The organism is Arenimonas maotaiensis (assembly GCF_014638745.1).
Lineage (GTDB): Bacteria > Pseudomonadota > Gammaproteobacteria > Xanthomonadales > Xanthomonadaceae > Arenimonas > Arenimonas maotaiensis.
The window spans coordinates 372,798-388,416 of sequence record NZ_BMFO01000001.1 but is presented as its reverse complement, the minus strand read 5'-3'; the positions used below and the strand labels follow the sequence as shown (position 1 = coordinate 388,416).

At 67.2% G+C, this 15,619-nt stretch carries 18 protein-coding genes; 5 read left to right on the top strand and 13 right to left on the bottom strand.

The genetic code is table 11. The features are described 5' to 3' along the window. The first annotated feature begins 27 nt into the window (after nt 1-27). The gene (locus IEV56_RS01865; protein ID WP_188447144.1) at nt 28-204 is read left to right on the top strand and encodes a 30S ribosomal protein THX; all 177 of its coding nucleotides are present in this window, start codon (nt 28-30) and stop codon (nt 202-204) included. A 58-nt stretch (nt 205-262) separates the two neighbouring features. Here the strand turns inward: IEV56_RS01865 and pcp are convergent, their stop codons facing one another. Genes pcp through IEV56_RS01825 form a run of 8 tightly spaced genes read right to left on the bottom strand, consistent with a single transcriptional unit; the run spans nt 263 to nt 7,309 of the window. After that, complete coding sequence (gene pcp / locus IEV56_RS01860; protein ID WP_188447142.1) at nt 263-904, bottom strand: pyroglutamyl-peptidase I; 642 nt, start codon at nt 902-904, stop codon at nt 263-265. Continuing rightward, entirely contained in the window at nt 901-1,854 is a 954-nt protein-coding gene (locus tag IEV56_RS01855) for a DUF979 domain-containing protein (protein ID WP_188447140.1), read from the bottom strand. The genes pcp and IEV56_RS01855 overlap by 4 nt, the downstream gene beginning before the upstream one ends. Beyond that, on the bottom strand, nt 1,847-2,554 hold the full coding sequence (locus IEV56_RS01850; protein WP_188447138.1) for a DUF969 domain-containing protein: 708 nt from the start codon (nt 2,552-2,554) through the stop codon (nt 1,847-1,849). Before IEV56_RS01850 ends, IEV56_RS01855 begins: the two co-directional genes overlap by 8 nt. Beyond that, complete coding sequence (locus IEV56_RS01845) at nt 2,551-3,303, bottom strand: LamB/YcsF family protein (RefSeq protein WP_229730134.1); 753 nt, start codon at nt 3,301-3,303, stop codon at nt 2,551-2,553. Before IEV56_RS01845 ends, IEV56_RS01850 begins: the two co-directional genes overlap by 4 nt. Next, nucleotides 3,300-4,250: a 5-oxoprolinase subunit C family protein gene (locus tag IEV56_RS01840; protein WP_188447134.1), complete on the bottom strand. Its 951-nt coding sequence runs from the start codon at nt 4,248-4,250 to the stop codon at nt 3,300-3,302. Before IEV56_RS01840 ends, IEV56_RS01845 begins: the two co-directional genes overlap by 4 nt. Further along, the gene (gene pxpB, locus IEV56_RS01835; protein ID WP_188447132.1) at nt 4,244-4,936 is read right to left on the bottom strand and encodes a 5-oxoprolinase subunit PxpB; all 693 of its coding nucleotides are present in this window, start codon (nt 4,934-4,936) and stop codon (nt 4,244-4,246) included. Before pxpB ends, IEV56_RS01840 begins: the two co-directional genes overlap by 7 nt. After that, the gene (gene hutI, locus IEV56_RS01830; protein ID WP_229730133.1) at nt 4,920-6,122 is read right to left on the bottom strand and encodes an imidazolonepropionase; all 1,203 of its coding nucleotides are present in this window, start codon (nt 6,120-6,122) and stop codon (nt 4,920-4,922) included. Before hutI ends, pxpB begins: the two co-directional genes overlap by 17 nt. Before the next feature lie 26 nt (nt 6,123-6,148). Then, nucleotides 6,149-7,309: a CaiB/BaiF CoA transferase family protein gene (locus tag IEV56_RS01825; RefSeq protein WP_188447130.1), complete on the bottom strand. Its 1,161-nt coding sequence runs from the start codon at nt 7,307-7,309 to the stop codon at nt 6,149-6,151. Nucleotides 7,310-7,332: 23 nt separating this feature from the next. Here IEV56_RS01825 and IEV56_RS01820 point away from each other — a divergent pair, with 23 nt between their 5' ends. From IEV56_RS01820 to IEV56_RS10540, 4 genes are all read left to right on the top strand, one after another. Beyond that, nucleotides 7,333-8,547, top strand: a complete 1,215-nt coding sequence (locus IEV56_RS01820; protein ID WP_188447128.1) for a formimidoylglutamate deiminase — start codon at nt 7,333-7,335, stop codon at nt 8,545-8,547. After that, nucleotides 8,544-9,215, top strand: a complete 672-nt coding sequence (locus tag IEV56_RS01815; protein ID WP_188447126.1) for a YoaK family protein — start codon at nt 8,544-8,546, stop codon at nt 9,213-9,215. Before IEV56_RS01820 ends, IEV56_RS01815 begins: the two co-directional genes overlap by 4 nt. Before the next feature lie 41 nt (nt 9,216-9,256). After that, a complete protein-coding gene (gene hutU, locus IEV56_RS01810) occupies nt 9,257-10,924 on the top strand; it encodes a urocanate hydratase (RefSeq protein WP_188447124.1) in 1,668 nt (555 codons plus the stop codon). Between the two features lie 109 nt (nt 10,925-11,033). After that, nucleotides 11,034-11,522 (top strand): hypothetical protein, encoded by a 489-nt coding sequence (locus IEV56_RS10540; protein ID WP_229730132.1) that lies wholly within the window; start codon nt 11,034-11,036, stop codon nt 11,520-11,522. A 6-nt stretch (nt 11,523-11,528) separates the two neighbouring features. Here the strand turns inward: IEV56_RS10540 and IEV56_RS01800 are convergent, their stop codons facing one another. The 5 genes from IEV56_RS01800 to IEV56_RS01780 all read right to left on the bottom strand — a co-directional run bounded on the left by IEV56_RS01800 (nt 11,529) and on the right by IEV56_RS01780 (nt 15,613). After that, on the bottom strand, nt 11,529-11,885 hold the full coding sequence (locus tag IEV56_RS01800; RefSeq protein WP_188447122.1) for a DUF1428 domain-containing protein: 357 nt from the start codon (nt 11,883-11,885) through the stop codon (nt 11,529-11,531). Between the two features lie 83 nt (nt 11,886-11,968). After that, complete coding sequence (locus IEV56_RS01795; RefSeq protein ID WP_188447120.1) at nt 11,969-12,847, bottom strand: cytochrome c3 family protein; 879 nt, start codon at nt 12,845-12,847, stop codon at nt 11,969-11,971. Further along, nucleotides 12,844-13,413 (bottom strand): hypothetical protein, encoded by a 570-nt coding sequence (locus IEV56_RS01790; RefSeq protein WP_188447118.1) that lies wholly within the window; start codon nt 13,411-13,413, stop codon nt 12,844-12,846. Before IEV56_RS01790 ends, IEV56_RS01795 begins: the two co-directional genes overlap by 4 nt. Nucleotide 13,414: 1 nt before the next feature. Beyond that, the gene (locus tag IEV56_RS01785; RefSeq protein WP_188447116.1) at nt 13,415-14,626 is read right to left on the bottom strand and encodes a 2Fe-2S iron-sulfur cluster-binding protein; all 1,212 of its coding nucleotides are present in this window, start codon (nt 14,624-14,626) and stop codon (nt 13,415-13,417) included. Nucleotides 14,627-14,722: 96 nt separating this feature from the next. Next, nucleotides 14,723-15,613, bottom strand: a complete 891-nt coding sequence (locus tag IEV56_RS01780) for an EamA family transporter (RefSeq protein WP_188447114.1) — start codon at nt 15,611-15,613, stop codon at nt 14,723-14,725. Nucleotides 15,614-15,619 lie beyond the last annotated feature (6 nt).

The following is a 15,619-nucleotide window of genomic DNA, read 5'->3' as shown; positions in this document are numbered from 1 at the left end:
AACAATATCCCTACAAGGAACGCAATCATGGGCAAAGGCGACCGCAAGACCGCGAAAGGCAAACGCAACATCTCCAGCTATGGCAACGCCCGTCCGGGCACCGCCAAGAAAGCCGCCGTCGCGGTTGCGGTGAAGAAGGAAGCGGTGAAGAAAGCCGCGCCGGCCAAGAAGGCTCCGGCCAAGAAAGCCGCCGCCAAGGAATGATCCCTCGCTGAAGGGAGCGTAAAAACGGCCCTGCGGGGCCGTTTTTCATGGGTGGAAATCAACACTCCGTGCCGGCGGCGATTTTCAGGTCCTGTCCGGTTTGCAACGCCACCTGCACGCACAGCGTCAGCGCCCGTACGATGTCATCCAGTGCCATGCTGGCCTTGCCGGGATGCGCCACGGCCTGCCCGGGCAGATAGGGGATGTGGATGAATCCGCCGCGCAGGCCGGGCCGGCTGCGGCACAAGGTCATCAGGCCGTAAAACACGTGGTTGCAGACGAAGGTGCCGGCGCTGTTGGAGACTTCGGCCGGAATGCCGGCTTGCTGCAAGGCGTGCAGCATCGCCTTGATCGGCAGGCCGCTGAAGTAGGCGGCTTCGCCGTCGGGATCGATCGGCGCATCGATCGGCTGACGGCCGGCATTGTCCGGAATGCGCGCGTCGTCGATGTTGATGGCGACCCGCTCCAGGCTGATGCGGTCGCGGCCGCCGGCTTGGCCGACCGCGATCACCAGGCACGGATTATGGCGTTCGACCAAGGCCCGGAGCGTTTCCAGCGCGCGCCCGAACTCGGTCGGCAATCGGCCGGCGACGAGCGTGTGCCCGTCGATGCGGGAACCGTCTAGGCGCTCGGCCGCAAGCCAGGAAGGATTGACGGACTCGCCGCCGAAGGGATCGAAACCGGTGATCAGGATGTTCATGGCAGGGCCAGCCAGTAAATGAGCAGCAGGTTGCAGGCGATCAGGGGCAGGGCGGTCATCACCTGCATCCGGATCACGGCGTTCTGGTCGCGCAATTCCAGCAAGGCGACCGGCACGATGTTGAAGTTCGCCGCCATCGGCGTCATCAGGGTGCCGCAGTAACCGGTCAACATGCCGATCGCCGCCAACGGCGCCGGGTCGGCGCCGTGCTGCGCGACTAGGATCGGCAGGCCGATGCCGAGCGTCATCACCGGAAAGGCGGCGAAGGCGTTACCCATCACCATGGTGAACAGCACCATGCCGAGGCCATAGGCGAGTACCGCGACCCAGGCATGCTGCAGCGGCAGACCGCGGGTCAGCAGCTCGGCGACCAGATCGCCGATGCCGGCCTTGTTGAACAGTCCCCCGAGCATGGCCAGCAGCACCGGCAGCAACACGGCCCAGCCGATGGCGTCCAGGATTCCGCGCGAGCCATGGACCGCATCCGGTAAGCGTTCGCCGGTGATCTTCAGCGCCGCCAACAGTGCGCCGAGGCAGGCCAGGGCGAGGCAGATCACCGCGGTCTGTTCGCCGGCCAGCAGGCGCCATTCGTTCCAATGCACGTGCTTCAGGCCGAGCACACCGGCCAGAGTCAGCAGCGGAATCAGCAGGGCCGGCGCGAACAGCCGGTTGCCCAGCGCCAGAGCCTTGGTCTCGCGCTGCGCCGCCGTCGCGTTCCGGTAGTCGCCGCTGCCGACCGCGCCGAAGCCGGCCAGGCCGGCGATGGCGAGCACCATCAGGCCCATCACGGTGGGCGGCAACCGGTCGCCGGCCAGGAACGCCGCCGACAGCAGTCCCCAGAACGCGGCGGTGCCGATACGCTTGCCATGGGCGCGGTCGCGCAGGGTCTGCAACGCGACATAGGCCAGATACAGACCGCACAGCCAGTACACATGCGTCAGCTCAAGCATCGCCGGAGCCTCCGTGCGCCTGCCGGTCCGGCGGCGGTACGCCCGGCCGGCGGTCGAAACGGCGCAGGCGGAAGGCGTGGATGGCGAACGCCAGGATCGCGGTGGGGATGCCCCACAGCGCGATATGCAGCGGCTCCATGGGCAGGCCGCTGTCGGCGTAGATGCTTTGGATCAGCAGCACCGCGCCGAACGCGAGGAAGATGTCTTCGCCGAAGAACAGGCCGACGTTGTCGGTGGCGGCCGCCATCGCGCGCAGGCGCTGGCGTTCCTCATCGTCGAGTGCGCCGCCGCGCAAGGTTTCGGCACTGGCCTCGGCCATCGGCGCGAGCAGCGGCCGCACGGTCTGCGCCTGGCCGCCCAGGCTGGTCAGCCCGAGCGCGGCGGCGGTCTGGCGCAGGGCGAGATAGAGCGTCATCAAGCGTCCGGGCGTCAGCGAACGTCGGCTGGCGACCCAGCGTTGCGCGTGTTCGCGCAGACCGGCCCGCTCGAGCGCGCCCAGTACCGGCAGGGTCAGGATGATGATCAGCAGGAAACGGTTCTTGGCGAAGCCGTTGCCGATTTCGGCCAGTATTCCGGTGAACGAAAGACCGGACGCGAAACCGGCGGTCAGGGCCGCCGCCACCACCACCAGCACCGGATTCCAGCGCCGCATGAAGCCGACGACCACCACCGCGACCGACAACAGAGGCCAGTAATTCATGGCCGCTCCGCGCTTATCTCGACGCCTTCGCCCTCAAGGCGACTGCGCAGGGCGCGCGCGAACGCCAAGGCGGAGGGTCCGTCACCATGCAGGCATACGGTGTCGACCGAGAGGGCGACATCCTCGCCGGACGACGCGCGTACCCTGCCGTCCGACAACATGCCCAACACCTGGGCAACCGCCTCGTCGGTCGATTCGATGCAGGCATCCGGTGAAGAGCGCGGCACCAGCCGTGCTTGTGCGGTGTAGCGGCGGTCGGCGAAACCTTCCGCGGCTACGCGGAGGCCCGCGCGCCGGCCCGCGGCCAGGGATTCGGAGCCGGCCAGGCCGACCAGCATCAGTCCGGCATCGACCGAGGCCACGGCGTCGGCGATGGCATCGGCCACGACGGCATCGCGTGCCGAACGGTTGTACAGCGCGCCGTGCGGCTTGACGTGTCCGACACGCACGCCCTGCGCGGCCGCGACGGCCTGCAGGGCCCCGATCTGGTAGCGCACCAGTTCGCGGATCTCATCCGCCGGGATGTCCAGCTCGCGGCGGCCGAAGTGCGCGCGGTCCCAGTATGAGGGATGCGCGCCGACGGCCACGCCATGCGCCTTGCATAAAGCCACGGTCTCGCGCATGCGCAGCGGCGAGCCGGCATGGAAGCCGCAGGCGATGTTGGCCGAACTGAGGTACGGCATCAGCGCGGCGTCGTCCGCCGCATCCATTTCGCCCACATCGGCGTTGAGGTCGATACGCCGTTTCAATCCCGCCACCATCGCATCATATGCTCCTGCCAATCCCGAAAGCGCCGTTCGCGCGCGCGCCAAAGCGTCTGCGCCTGCGCCACGTCGATGACCGCGAAGCGCAGGCCGTCGCCGGGCCGGCACTGCGCCAGACGCGGGTGCGAAACCGTCGCCACCGTGCCTATGATAGGGTAGCCGCCGGTGGTTTGCCGGTCGGCCGCGAGAATGATCGGACGTCCGTCCGGCGGCAACTGCACGCTGCCGAACGCCACGCCGGTGGACAGTACCGGTGCCGGCGCCCGCGCCGTGGCCAGACTCTGCACCAGACGCAGGCCCATGCGGTCGCTGTCCTTGCCGACCGTCCAGGTTCGTGCCAAGCATTCGCGTTGTGCGTCCGTGTCCAGTTCCGGCCAAGCCGGGCCGGGAATCAGCCACAGCGGTTCGTCGTCTTCGAAGGCCGGATTGGCCCAGCAGGTATGCCAACGGATGCGCCGCGCAGGCACGGCCTCGGACCGGAACGCCAGCGTATCGCCGCGCCGGAGCCAGCGGCCGTCCACACCGCCCAGGCCGGCAGACGCATCAGTCGATGCGCTGCCCAGCACCGGATCGACCGCGAAGCCGCCACGCACCGCCAGATAGGCCCGGCAGCCCCGCTTGGCATTGCCGAAGCGCAACAGGCTGCCGGATTCCAACAGGATCGGGGCGCAAAGCGGCACCGGCCGGTCGTCTACGGTCGCGCTCAGGTCGGCGCCGGTCAGCGCGAACCATTGTGTTTTGACGATGCGGAAGGCGGCGGCGCCGAGCGTGATTTCGATCACCGCCGTGTTGTCCGGATTGCCGAGCAGCACGTTGGCGGTGCGTGCCGCCAGGTCGTCCATCGCGCCGGATTCGCCGATGCCCTGGTTCTGGTAGCCGTTGCGTCCCAGATCCTGGATGGCGCTGAAGCCGGGCTTTTCGACTGTCAGCATTGGCCGCCCAGCTCCCGGTAGGCGTCGAAGTCGATCGGCTCGAAGCGGACATGATCGCCGGCCTGCAACAGGCTGGGCGGCGTCTGTTCCGGATCGAACAGGCGCAGCGGCGTGCGGCCGATTAGCTGCCAACCGCCCGGCGAGCTGTCCGGATAGATGCCGGTCTGCGCGCCGCCGATGCCGACCGCGCCGGCCGGCACGCGCAGGCGCGGCGTGTCGTGCCGCGGCATGTACAGGGACGCATGCAGGCCGCCGAGATAGGCGAAGCCCGGTTTGAAGCCGAGGAAAAACACCCGGTAGTCGGCGCCGCTGTGGCGCCGCACCACCTCGTCTTCCGATAGCCGGCAATGCGCCGCCAGCGCCGGCAGATCAGGCCCCAGACGCGGGTCGTAACACACCGGTATGCTGACCGTGCGCGCCCGGAAGGCGGCTTGCACGGTTTCCGGTTCCGCGGCGCGTATGCGCTCCGCCAGCTCCTCGAAGCCGTAGCGCCACGGATGATAGTGCACGGTCAGCGTGTGATAAGCCGGCACCAGGTCGAGGATGCCGTGCCGGATATTGGCCGCGATCCAGGCCGCAAGGGCATGCACGCGTTCATTGGTGGCCTCGTCGATCGCCGCCGGCAGGCGCAGCACCAGCGCGCTGTCACCCAAGGCGTCGATGCGGATGTCAGCCGGCAGCGCCATCGCCGGACAGAACCAGAGTCTGCAACAGGTCGCCGCCCAGCCAATAACACAGCTCCGACGGATGCCGGACGCGCCACAGCGCCAGATCGGCGCGTTGGCCGACGGCCAGCCGGCCGCGGTCGTGCAGGCCGAGCGCGCGGGCGGCGTGCTCGGTGGCGCCGCGCAGCGCTTCTTCCGGTGTCAGCCGGAAATGCGTGCAGGCCAAGGCCATCGCCAATCGCAACGACAGCAGCGGTGCGGTGCCCGGATTGCAGTCGCTGGCCACGGCCATCGGCACGCCGTGCGCGCGGAAAGCGTCCAGCGGCGGCAATTGGGTTTCGCGCAGCACATGGAACGCGCCCGGCAACAGCACCGCCACGCTGCCGGCGTCCGCCATGCGGCGTACCGAATCGGCGTTGGTGTATTCCACATGGTCGGCCGAGAGGCCGCCGAATTCGGCTACCAACGCCGCACCGGACAGGTCGCTGAGCTGGTCGGCATGGCATTTCACCGGCAGGCCGAGCGCGCGCGCGGCCTCGAACACGCGCCGGCTCTGCGCCGGCGAGAAGCCGATGCCTTCGCAGAACACGTCGACGGCGTCGACCAGGCCGTCGGCATGCAGCACCGGCAGCCAGTCGCAGACCGCGGCGATGTAGTCGTCGGCGCGGCCGGCGTATTCCGGCGGCAGCGCGTGCGCGGCCAGATACGTGGTCTTCACCGTGACGCCGGTTTCCCGGCCGAGCCGGCGTGCCACGCGCAGCATCTTGCGTTCGTTGGCCAAGTCCAGGCCGTAGCCGGATTTGATTTCGACGCAGGCCACGCCATCGTGCATCAAGGCCTGCAGGCGCGGCAGGCTTTCGGCGAACAGGGCGTCTTCGCTCGCTTCGCGGGTCAGGCGCACCGTCGACAGGATGCCGCCGCCGGCCTGGGCGATGTCGGCGTAACTGACGCCGCGCAGACGCTGCTCGGCTTCCGGCGCGCGGTTGCCGGCGAACACCAGATGCGTGTGGCAATCGATCAGCGCCGGGGTGATCCAGCCGCCCTGTGCGTCGATCTCCGCCGCCGGCGCGCCGCCGAGCGTGGCGCGTGCCGCGGCCATGTCGTGACCGACGTACACGATGACGCCGTCGCGCCAGGCCAGGCAGGCGTTTTCCCGCAGGCCGTAATCGGCGCCGTCCAGCGTGGCCAGATGCGCATTGACGAGCACGCCCCGGTTTTGTCGTAGGATCCGGCTCACTTCACCACCCCGAGCGCGGCGTAGCGGTCGAAGTCGAGTCCGGCCTGTTCCAGGATCTCGCGCGAGTGCGCGCCCAGCCGCGGCGGCGCATGCCGCAATTCAACCGGCGACTCGGCCAGCTTCAGCGGGCTGGCCACCATCGGGATGCCGTCGCGTTCGATGACGTTGCCGTTGGCCTTGGCCAGCGGACTTTCCAGCGCCTGCTTGACCGAGTTGATCGGCGCGCAGGGAATGCCGCGGCGGCCGAATTCGGCTAGCCAATGCGCCATCGGGCGCGTGGCGAAGATGGCTTGCAGGCCGTCGCTGACCGCCTCGCGGTTCAGCACGCGCTGGCGGTTGCTGCAAAAGCGCGGGTCGTCGATCCACTCCGGCCGGCCGACGGCTTCGCACAGCGCCTGCCAGAGTTTTTCGTTGGCCACGGTCAGCACGAAGTGCTGGTCGGATGCGCGGAAGTCCTGATACGGCACGATGCTGGCGTGCTCGTTGCCGTAGCGCGGCGCGTCCTGACCGGTGAACAGCACGCTGGAGCCGATGTTGGCCAGCCAGCTCAGTTGCGTGTCGAACAACGACACCGCGACCTGCTGGCCGCGGCCGGTGCGTTCGCGCTGCAGCAAGGCGGCGAGGACGGCGATGGTCGCGTTCTGGCCGGTGGCCAGATCGACCACCGCCACCGCCACTTTATTGGGCGCGCCGTCGCGTTCGCCGGTGATCGCCATCAGCCCGCCCTCGGCCTGCACCGCGTAATCGTAGCCGGCGCGGGTCGCGTCCGGGCCGGTGCGGCCGTAGCCGGAGATGGAGCAATAGATCAGGCGCGGATTGACCGCGCGCAGGGCTTCGTAGCCCACGCCCAGGCGTTCGGCGGTGCCGGTGCGGAAGTTCTCGATCAGCACGTCGGCGTCCTTGACCAGGGCGCGGATGACCTCGGCGCTTTCCGGCCGGTGCAGGTCGAGGCAGAGCGAGCGTTTGTTGCGGTTGGCGCAGGCGAAGTAGGCCGAGATCTCGCCCAGATAGAGCGGCCCCATGCCGCGGGTGTCGTCGCCGTCGAAGGACTCGACCTTGATCACGTCAGCGCCGAGGTCGGCGAGCGCCTGTCCGCACCAGGGACCGGCCAAAACCCGCGACAAATCCAGTACCTTCACCCCGCTGAGTGCCGACATCGCTTCTCGCTTACAATGCAACCATGGATCGGTTCATTCTACCCGCAATCCCGAACAGCCATAGCCACGCCTTCCAGCGCGCCATGGCCGGTCTGGCCGAACGCCGCGGCGATCCGGCCGACAGTTTCTGGACCTGGCGCGAGTGGATGTACCGCTTCGCCGAGCGCATCAATCCCGAGCAGATGTACGCCATCGCCGCGCAACTGTACGGCGAGATGCTGGAGGCCGGCTACACCCAGGTCTGCGAATTCCATTACCTGCACCACCAGCCCGGCGGCAAGCCGTACGCCGATCCGTCCGAGATGTCGCAGGCCATCATCCGCGCCGCCGAGGACGCCGGCATCGGCCTGACCCTGCTGCCGGTGCTGTACCAGACCGGCGGCTTCGACGGCCGGGCGCTGAACGCCACCCAACAGCGCTTCGGCCACACACTGGACGCCTATCTGGCGCTGATCGAACGCCTGCAGCGGCAGGAAAGCCATCTGCTGAAGATCGGCATCGCCCTGCACAGCCTGCGCGCGGTGCCGGAAGACACGCTTAGGGCCCTGCTGCCCTGGCTGGACGGCCGCGAACTGCCAATCCACATCCACATCGCCGAGCAGATGGCCGAAGTGCGCGAGTGCGAGGCCGTGCGCGGCGCCCGGCCGGTGCAATGGCTGCTCGACAACCTGCCGGTGGACGCGCGTTGGTGCCTGGTGCATGCCACCCACATGACCACCCGCGAGACCCGCGCGCTGGCCAAGTCCAAGGCGGTGGTGTCGATCTGCCCGACCACCGAAGCCAATCTGGGCGACGGCTTGTTCCCGTTCCCCGAATACCTGAAAGCCAAGGGTCGCTGGTCGGTCGGTTCCGATTCCAATGTCTCGGTGTCGGCGGTCGAGGAGCTGCGTTGGCTGGAATACGGCCAGCGCCTGAAACACCAGCAGCGCAACCTGGCCGCCAACGACAAACAACCCGACGTCGGCCGCTTCCTGCTCGACGGTGCCGCCAAAGGCGGCTGGCAGGCCGCCGGCGTGGCCAAGCGCGACGACCACATCGAGCTCGACGCCGAAGCGCCGGTGCTGTTGCAGGCCAGCCCCGAGGACGTGGCCGGCCGCTTCGTGTTCGCCGGCAACCGGCCCTTGGTGCGGCGCGTGTGTTCGCATGGCGTCGACCGCGTGCTCGACGGCCGGCACATCTTCCGCGAACCGTTCTACGCCGGCTACCGGCTGGCGCTGCAGCAGCTGCTGGCCGGATGATCACGCGGCTGCCGCGCTGGGTGCTAGTGTATGCCGCGCTGTTGGCGTTCATGGCCGGCATCATCAACGTGGTCGGCTTCCTCAGCTTCGAACATCAGGCCGTCACCCATCTGACCGGCACCACCACTTTGCTCAGCGCCGCCTTGGCCGGCGGGCAGGGCGGCATGGCGCTGCATCTGCTGGCCGTGCTCGGCTCGTTCTTCGCCGGCGCCGCGCTCAGCGGCCTGATCATCGGCGACAGCATCCTGCGTCTGGGCCGGCGCTACGGCGTGGCGCTGCTGATGGAATCGGCGGTGCTGATCCTGGCCGTGCGCTACCTGCAGGACGGCGCCAACCTCGGCATCTATCTGGCCGGCCTGGCCTGCGGCCTACAGAACGCCATGGCCACCACCTTCAGCGGCACGGTCATCCGCACCTCGCACGTGACCGGCATGTTCACCGATCTGGGCATCTACTTCGGCCATCTGCTGCGCCGGGCACCGGTCGAGCGCCGGCGCGTGATCATCAGCCTGACCGTGATCGGCGGCTTCGTCGCCGGCGGCGTCAGCGGCGCGCTCGGCTTCCAGCCGTGGGGCTTCGGCGTGCTGTATGTGCCGGCCGGTCTGGCGGCCGGATTGGCGCTGGTGTATGCCGGCTACCGCTGGCGCACGGCCGGGCAGGGCGGCTAGCCCGCGGTTTATACTAAGGGCCTCTTTCTGGAGCGCCCGCCATGTCCGATCCCCGTTTCGACGCCACCCGCGTCATCCGCGCCCCGCGCGGTGCCGAACTGTCCTGCAAATCCTGGCTGAGCGAAGCCGCGTTCCGCATGATCCAGAACAATCTGGACCCGGAGGTGGCCGAGAACCCGCAGGGTCTGGTGGTGTACGGCGGCATCGGCCGCGCCGCGCGCGATTGGGCCTGCTTCGACGCCATCCTCGACAGCCTGAAGGCGCTGAACGACGACGAGACCCTGCTGGTGCAGAGCGGCAAGCCGGTCGGCGTGTTCCCCTCGCACCCGGATGCGCCGCGCGTGCTGCTGGCCAATTCCAACCTGGTGCCGCACTGGGCCACCTGGGAGCACTTCAACGAGCTCGATAAGAAAGGCCTGATGATGTACGGCCAGATGACCGCCGGTTCGTGGATCTACATCGGCTCGCAGGGCATCGTGCAGGGCACCTACGAGACCTTCGTGGAAATGGGCCGCCAGCACTACGGCGGCGATTTGACCGGCAAGTGGATCCTGACCGCGGGCCTGGGCGGCATGGGCGGCGCGCAGCCGTTGGCCGCGAGCATGGCCGGCGCCTGTTCGCTGAACATCGAATGTCAGCAGTCGCGCATCGACATGCGCCTGCGCACGCGCTACGTGGACGAGCAGGCGACCGATTTGGACGACGCCTTGGCGCGGATCGAAAAATACTGCGCCGACGGCAAGGCGGTATCGGTGGCGCTGCTCGGCAACGCCGCCGAGATCCTGCCGGAACTGGTGCGCCGCGGCGTTCGCCCGGACGCGGTGACCGACCAGACCAGCGCCCACGATCCGCTGCACGGCTACCTGCCGGCCGGCTGGACCTGGGAGCAGTACCTGGACGAGCAAAAGCACAGTCCGGCCAAGGTGGTGGACGCCGCCAAGCACTCCATGCGCGTGCACGTGGAGGCCATGCTGCACTTCCAGAACATGGGCATTCCGGTGTTCGACTACGGCAACAACATCCGCCAGATGGCCAAGGACGTGGGCTGCGCGGACGCCTTCGATTTCCCCGGCTTCGTGCCGGCCTACGTGCGGCCGCTGTTCTGCCGCGGCGTCGGCCCGTTCCGCTGGGTGGCGCTGAGCGGCGACCCGGACGACATCGCCAAGACCGACGCCAAGGTGAAGGAGCTGATCCCGAACGATCCGCACCTGCACCGTTGGCTGGACATGGCCAAGGAGCGCATCGCCTTCCAAGGCCTGCCGGCGCGCATCTGCTGGGTGGGCCTGGGCGACCGCCACCGCTTAGCGCTGGCGTTCAACGAGATGGTGGCCAAGGGCGAGCTGAAGGCACCGATCGTGATCGGCCGCGACCATCTGGACTCCGGTTCGGTGGCTTCGCCCAACCGCGAGACCGAAGCGATGAAAGACGGCTCCGACGCCGTGTCCGACTGGCCGCTGCTGAACGCCATGCTGAACGTGGCAGGCGGCGCCACCTGGGTGTCGCTGCATCATGGCGGCGGCGTGGGCATGGGCTATTCGCAGCACTCGGGCGTGGTCATCGTGGCCGACGGCACCGAGGCCGCGGCCAAGCGCCTGGCGCGTGTGCTGTGGAACGATCCGGGCACGGGTGTGATGCGCCATGCCGATGCGGGTTATGAGATTGCCGTGGATTGTGCCAAAGAGAAGGGTTTGAAGTTGCCAATGCTGTAATTCGCCAAGACCGTAGCCTGGGTTACATAACCCAGCCTATCTTCGGATCCGACACAAATCCGTCACAAAATCGTCATAGACTGGTCACATCTTAAATTGATGTGACGTCATGGCCGCCTTCCGATTCTTTATTTTTGCTTTAGTGTTCGCACTCTGCGGCGTTGCATCCGCCGCCGCGCCCTATGTGCCGCTGGAACAGCGCCTGAGCGCCGAACAGCTGCGCGAAACCGGGCTCGACACGCTCTCGGCCGAGCAATTAGCCGCGCTGAACCGCGTGTTGCAGGGCGAAACCATCGCGAAGCAGATCGAGGCGCCGCCTGCCCCGGTGGCGCAGATGCCGTCGAAAGTCGATACACCGCTGCTCGGCTTTACCGTGGAGCCGATCCGAAGCCGCTTGAAAGGCACCATCACCGGTTGGCAGGAAGGCACGGTGTTCGAGCTGGAAAACGGCCAGCAGTGGAAAGTGCTGAAGGGCTACATGACCTTGCCCAAGCCGATGCAGAGCCCCGACGTGCGCGTGGTGCCCGGCATCGCCGGGCGCTGGTTCCTGGAAGTGCATGAGGATTACCCGAAGGCGCGGGTGTACCTCATCAACTGAGCCGGCTCAGTAGCCCACGATTTCCTTGAATCCGCCCCAGATCATGCGCTTGCCGTCGAACGGCAGCGTTTTCGGATCCATGAACTTGGCCAGGCGCTTGTCGGTCATCACCGCGTTCATGATGCGGTCGCGTTCCTTGCGGCTGGTGTACAGCACGTAGGCGAACACCACCACCTCGTCATCCTGCAGCTTCACCGCGCGCGGGAACGAGGTGCGCTTGCCGTACGGCGCGTCGTCGGCCACGGCCTCCAGATACTGCAACGCGCCGTGTTCCTTCCAGATCTTGCCGCAGGCGCGGGCCATCTTCTTGTAATCGGCGAGTTTGTCCTTCTTCACCGGGGTCAGGAATCCGTCGACGTACATGGCAGTTCTCCGTTAGGTGGAGCGCCCATCATGCACCCGTTCGGGTCGGCGCGCATCTGCCGCCGTATGCCATGCCGCGGCCGCTAGTCGTCGCCGGATTCGCCGTAGCCTTCGGGCTCCACGCGCGGATCGCGGTGGCATTTCACGCAGTTGTTGAAGTTGCGGATGCCTTCCTCCAGATGCTCGGCGCGGATCTTGGCCGGTGTGTGCTCGTGGCAGCCGTAGCAGGTGTACTGTTTGAAATCCGTGCCGCCGATGCCGCGTAGATTGCCGGTATGGCAGGTGGCGCAGTCGGTGTTGTGGTCCTTGTCCAGCACGAAGTAGCGGTTGTGGTTGAAGGTGGCCGGCTCCCAGGCCGTGGTGCTGTGGCAGCTGCCGCAATTGCCGGTGAACGGCCGATGCATGCGGTCCTGCGGTTTTTCATGGCAGCTCTGGCACTGCGCCAGCGCCGTTTTCGGCAGGCTTGCATGGCTGAACTGAGCCGGCTTCCAGGCTTCGCTGCTGTGGCAGGCGCCGCAGTTGGCGGTCAGCGGCCGGTGCAGGGCGTTGGTCGGTTTCGTATGGCAGGACGCGCAATCCTGCCGGATATCGGCCGGCAGCAGATCATGCGAGAACCGCCGGATGTCGCCTTGGGTCAGCTTCGAGCCCCGGTGGATGCTGTGGCAGCCCATGCAGTCCGGGTTCGCCAACGCGTGGTGGAATTTCGCGGTCTTGCCCTTGCGCGCCAACGGCCGGCCCTGGGTGTCCTTGATGCCGATATCGGCCAGTGCGTGGCAGCTCTGGCAGCGCGCTTCCGAGGCGCCCAGGAACGGCTGATGGCAGGCGAAGCAGTCATTGCCTAGCGTGGCGTGCGCGGCGCCGGTACTGCCCGGGCTGACCATGAACTCAGGGTAGATGAAGGTCAGCGCGATCAGCGCCAGCACGTTGGCCGCGATCACATACAGTACGGTGCGCTTGTTCATCGCCAACCCCAGAACAGGAAAATGCTGATGATGTGCGCCAAGGCCAGGAAACCGAACGCGAACGCGATCGGGAAGTGCACCTTGCGCCATTGGGTCACGGCGTCCACGGTCAAGCTGTCCCAGAAGTGGCCGGATCCGGCCTCGCCATCGGGTCCGGCCGGGCTTTCACCGGCCTGGCGCATGCGTTCGCGCGCGCGTTTTATCAGGAACTTGCCAGTCAGGCCGCTGGCCACGTTGACCAGCATGGCGGCCACCGCCAACCAGCCGAGGATGGCGTTGAAGTGCACGCCGGCGTGCACCAGCACCATCAGCGAACCCAGCCAGGCCAGCACTTCGTGGTAGGACAGCAGGCGCGGCAGACTGCGGGTCTTGATTTTGCGGCGTTTGGCCAGCGAATAACCGAACGAGCCGATGATCAGCAGCGTGCCGGGAATGCCCAGATAGCGCCCGACCCAGACCAGATCGAGCTGGTGCAACAGCCGGTCGGAAAGCAGCGTGGCCAACGCCAGACCGACGAACCAGATCAGGAACGGCAACACCACGGTGCGGATCAGGTGCGCTTGCATCTCAGGCCTCCAACGCTAGCTCGCCGGCCGGCCGGCAGACGCAGGGCAGGCAATGGCCGTCCTGTACCGGGAAGTCCGGCGGCTCCGGGTAGATTACGTCGCCTTTGCCGATTTTGGTTTCGCAGGTGCCGCAGTTGCCGGCACGGCAGGCGTTGGCGATCTCCACGCCGACGCGCTCGGACAGTTCCAGCAGACTGGCATCGCGTCCGTCCCAGACCGCGTTGACGCCGGATCGGGTGAAGGTGACGGGATACGTAGTCGCGTTATCGACCGGCGCTTCGACTGGCGCGGCGTTGGTCAGCGCCGAGGGTCCGAAGGCTTCCAGATGGATGTCTTTCGCCGCCACACCCCAACCGCGCAGACCGTCGGTCATCGCCTGCATCATCGCGTTCGGGCCGCACAGGTAGAACTGCGCCGGCCCGTAGGGCAGTTGCCGCTGCAGCAGTTCGATGGTGATGAAACGGCCATCGCGCACGCCCGGTAGATCCGAGTCGCCGGGTTCCGGGCTGTCGAACAGCAGATGCCGTTTGAAGTGCGGATGGCGCGCGGCCCAGTCCTCGATCAGGTTGCGGAACGCCATTTCACGAGCGTTGCGGGCGCCGTAGAACAGATGCACCGGTCGCTGCGGCCGGTTGGCCAGCAGCCATTGCAGCATGCACAGCAGCGGCGTGATGCCGATGCCGCCGGCGATCAGCACCACCGGCGTATCGGATCCGGTATCCAGCGTGAAGCGGCCCATCGGCGCACGCGCCATGATCGTATCGCCGACCTGCAGCTGTTCGTGCAAATGCACCGAGACCGGCATCGGCGGGCCCGGTTGCGCATCCCATGGCACGCGCTTGACGCTGATGCGGTAACGCCGGCCGTCGCCGTTGTCCGACAGCGAATAGCAGCGGGTGCGCGCTTTGCCGTCCGCCGCCGGCGGCGCCTTGAACGTCAGGTATTGGCCGGGCAGGAAGGGTGGCAACTCGCCGCCATCGACGGCTTCCAGATAAAACGAGCAGATTGTGCCGGCCGCGTCTTCATATCCGCGCCGGACCACGCGCAGTGCCCGCCAGCCATCCCATCCAGCCGGAGTTTTTGCCGGTGTGGCCACGGGGGCGGGCGTTGGCTTCGGTGCGCGCACGCGCCGCCACAACGCATAGGCGGCAAACAGCAGCACTTGCAGCGTCAAGGCGGAGACGATGATCAGCGTGAGTTTCGCGGCGGTCATACCCTGCCATCATACTTCGGCAAGGCCTGTCACGCATTGACCACAGTCAATACCAAAGCCGCTACGGATGCGAGTGATTCGCACTCGCGCGTGATGTCAGGCCGCGCGCTTCGGTTTCAACAGCAGCGGTTGCACGAACACCGCCGCCAGCACGATGGCCACACCGAGGTAGAACTGCGGCGTCAGCTCGCGGTGTTCCTTCAGCCACAATGCGGCGATGACGATGGCGTATACCGGCTCCAGGTTCAGCGCCAGCTGGGTGGAGAACGCGCTGATGTGGCGCAATGCGTGCAGGGACAGGATGAACGGTAGCAGCGTGCAGGCCAGCGCCAGCACCAACAGCAGGCCGGCGTCGCGACAGTCCGGCAGGATGAAGGTTTGATCGAGGCCGAAATAGCCGATGCTGACGAGCGCCAGGAACGACGCGCCGACCAGCATCTCGATGAAGGTCACCGATTCGGGATCGGCGCCGTGCACGTAGCGTTTGTTCAGCACCGCGAACAGCGCGGTGAGGAAGGCCGAGACCACGCCGACCACGATGCCGGTGTGCATGTGCAGCGGCACGCCGCCCACCAGCAGCACCACGCCGGGAATCACCATCAGCCCCAGCAGCAGTTCGCTCCAGGCGTGCGGCTTGTGCGTCAGCAGCGGCTCCAGCACCGCCGCGAAGATGGAGCCCAACGCCAGGCAGCTGACCGCCACCGAGGCGTTGGCCAGCTTGATGGCGCCGTAGAAGGTGAGCCAGTGCAACGCGACCACGGCGCCGATGCCGGCGTAGATGGCGATCATCCGCGGCGGCAACGCGCGCACGCCGCGCCAGACGCGCGGCAACACGGCCAGGAACGCGCTGACCAGCAGCATGCGCCAGACCACCAGCGCCTGCGCCGGCAGGCTGATCAGTTTGCCGAGGATGGCGGTGAAGCCCCACAACAGCACGCAGAAATGGATTTGCCAGAACGCCTTGCGTTCCGCGTGGGTGTGGGGCATCGACGC

Coding starts and splice junctions, on each gene's coding strand:
- pxpB (WP_188447132.1), bottom strand. CDS start 4,936: ATGGCGCTGCCGGCTGACATCCGCATCGACGCCTTGGGTGACAGCGCG.
- IEV56_RS01800 (WP_188447122.1), bottom strand. CDS start 11,885: ATGTACGTCGACGGATTCCTGACCCCGGTGAAGAAGGACAAACTCGCC.
- IEV56_RS01840 (WP_188447134.1), bottom strand. CDS start 4,250: ATGCTGACAGTCGAAAAGCCCGGCTTCAGCGCCATCCAGGATCTGGGA.
- IEV56_RS10540 (WP_229730132.1), top strand. CDS start 11,034: ATGGCCGCCTTCCGATTCTTTATTTTTGCTTTAGTGTTCGCACTCTGC.
- IEV56_RS01850 (WP_188447138.1), bottom strand. CDS start 2,554: ATGAATTACTGGCCTCTGTTGTCGGTCGCGGTGGTGGTCGTCGGCTTC.
- IEV56_RS01825 (WP_188447130.1), bottom strand. CDS start 7,309: ATGTCGGCACTCAGCGGGGTGAAGGTACTGGATTTGTCGCGGGTTTTG.
- IEV56_RS01820 (WP_188447128.1), top strand. CDS start 7,333: ATGGATCGGTTCATTCTACCCGCAATCCCGAACAGCCATAGCCACGCC.
- hutU (WP_188447124.1), top strand. CDS start 9,257: ATGTCCGATCCCCGTTTCGACGCCACCCGCGTCATCCGCGCCCCGCGC.
- pcp (WP_188447142.1), bottom strand. CDS start 904: ATGAACATCCTGATCACCGGTTTCGATCCCTTCGGCGGCGAGTCCGTC.
- IEV56_RS01815 (WP_188447126.1), top strand. CDS start 8,544: ATGATCACGCGGCTGCCGCGCTGGGTGCTAGTGTATGCCGCGCTGTTG.
- IEV56_RS01865 (WP_188447144.1), top strand. CDS start 28: ATGGGCAAAGGCGACCGCAAGACCGCGAAAGGCAAACGCAACATCTCC.
- IEV56_RS01855 (WP_188447140.1), bottom strand. CDS start 1,854: ATGCTTGAGCTGACGCATGTGTACTGGCTGTGCGGTCTGTATCTGGCC.
- IEV56_RS01785 (WP_188447116.1), bottom strand. CDS start 14,626: ATGACCGCCGCGAAACTCACGCTGATCATCGTCTCCGCCTTGACGCTG.
- IEV56_RS01795 (WP_188447120.1), bottom strand. CDS start 12,847: ATGAACAAGCGCACCGTACTGTATGTGATCGCGGCCAACGTGCTGGCG.
- IEV56_RS01780 (WP_188447114.1), bottom strand. CDS start 15,613: ATGCCCCACACCCACGCGGAACGCAAGGCGTTCTGGCAAATCCATTTC.
- IEV56_RS01790 (WP_188447118.1), bottom strand. CDS start 13,413: ATGCAAGCGCACCTGATCCGCACCGTGGTGTTGCCGTTCCTGATCTGG.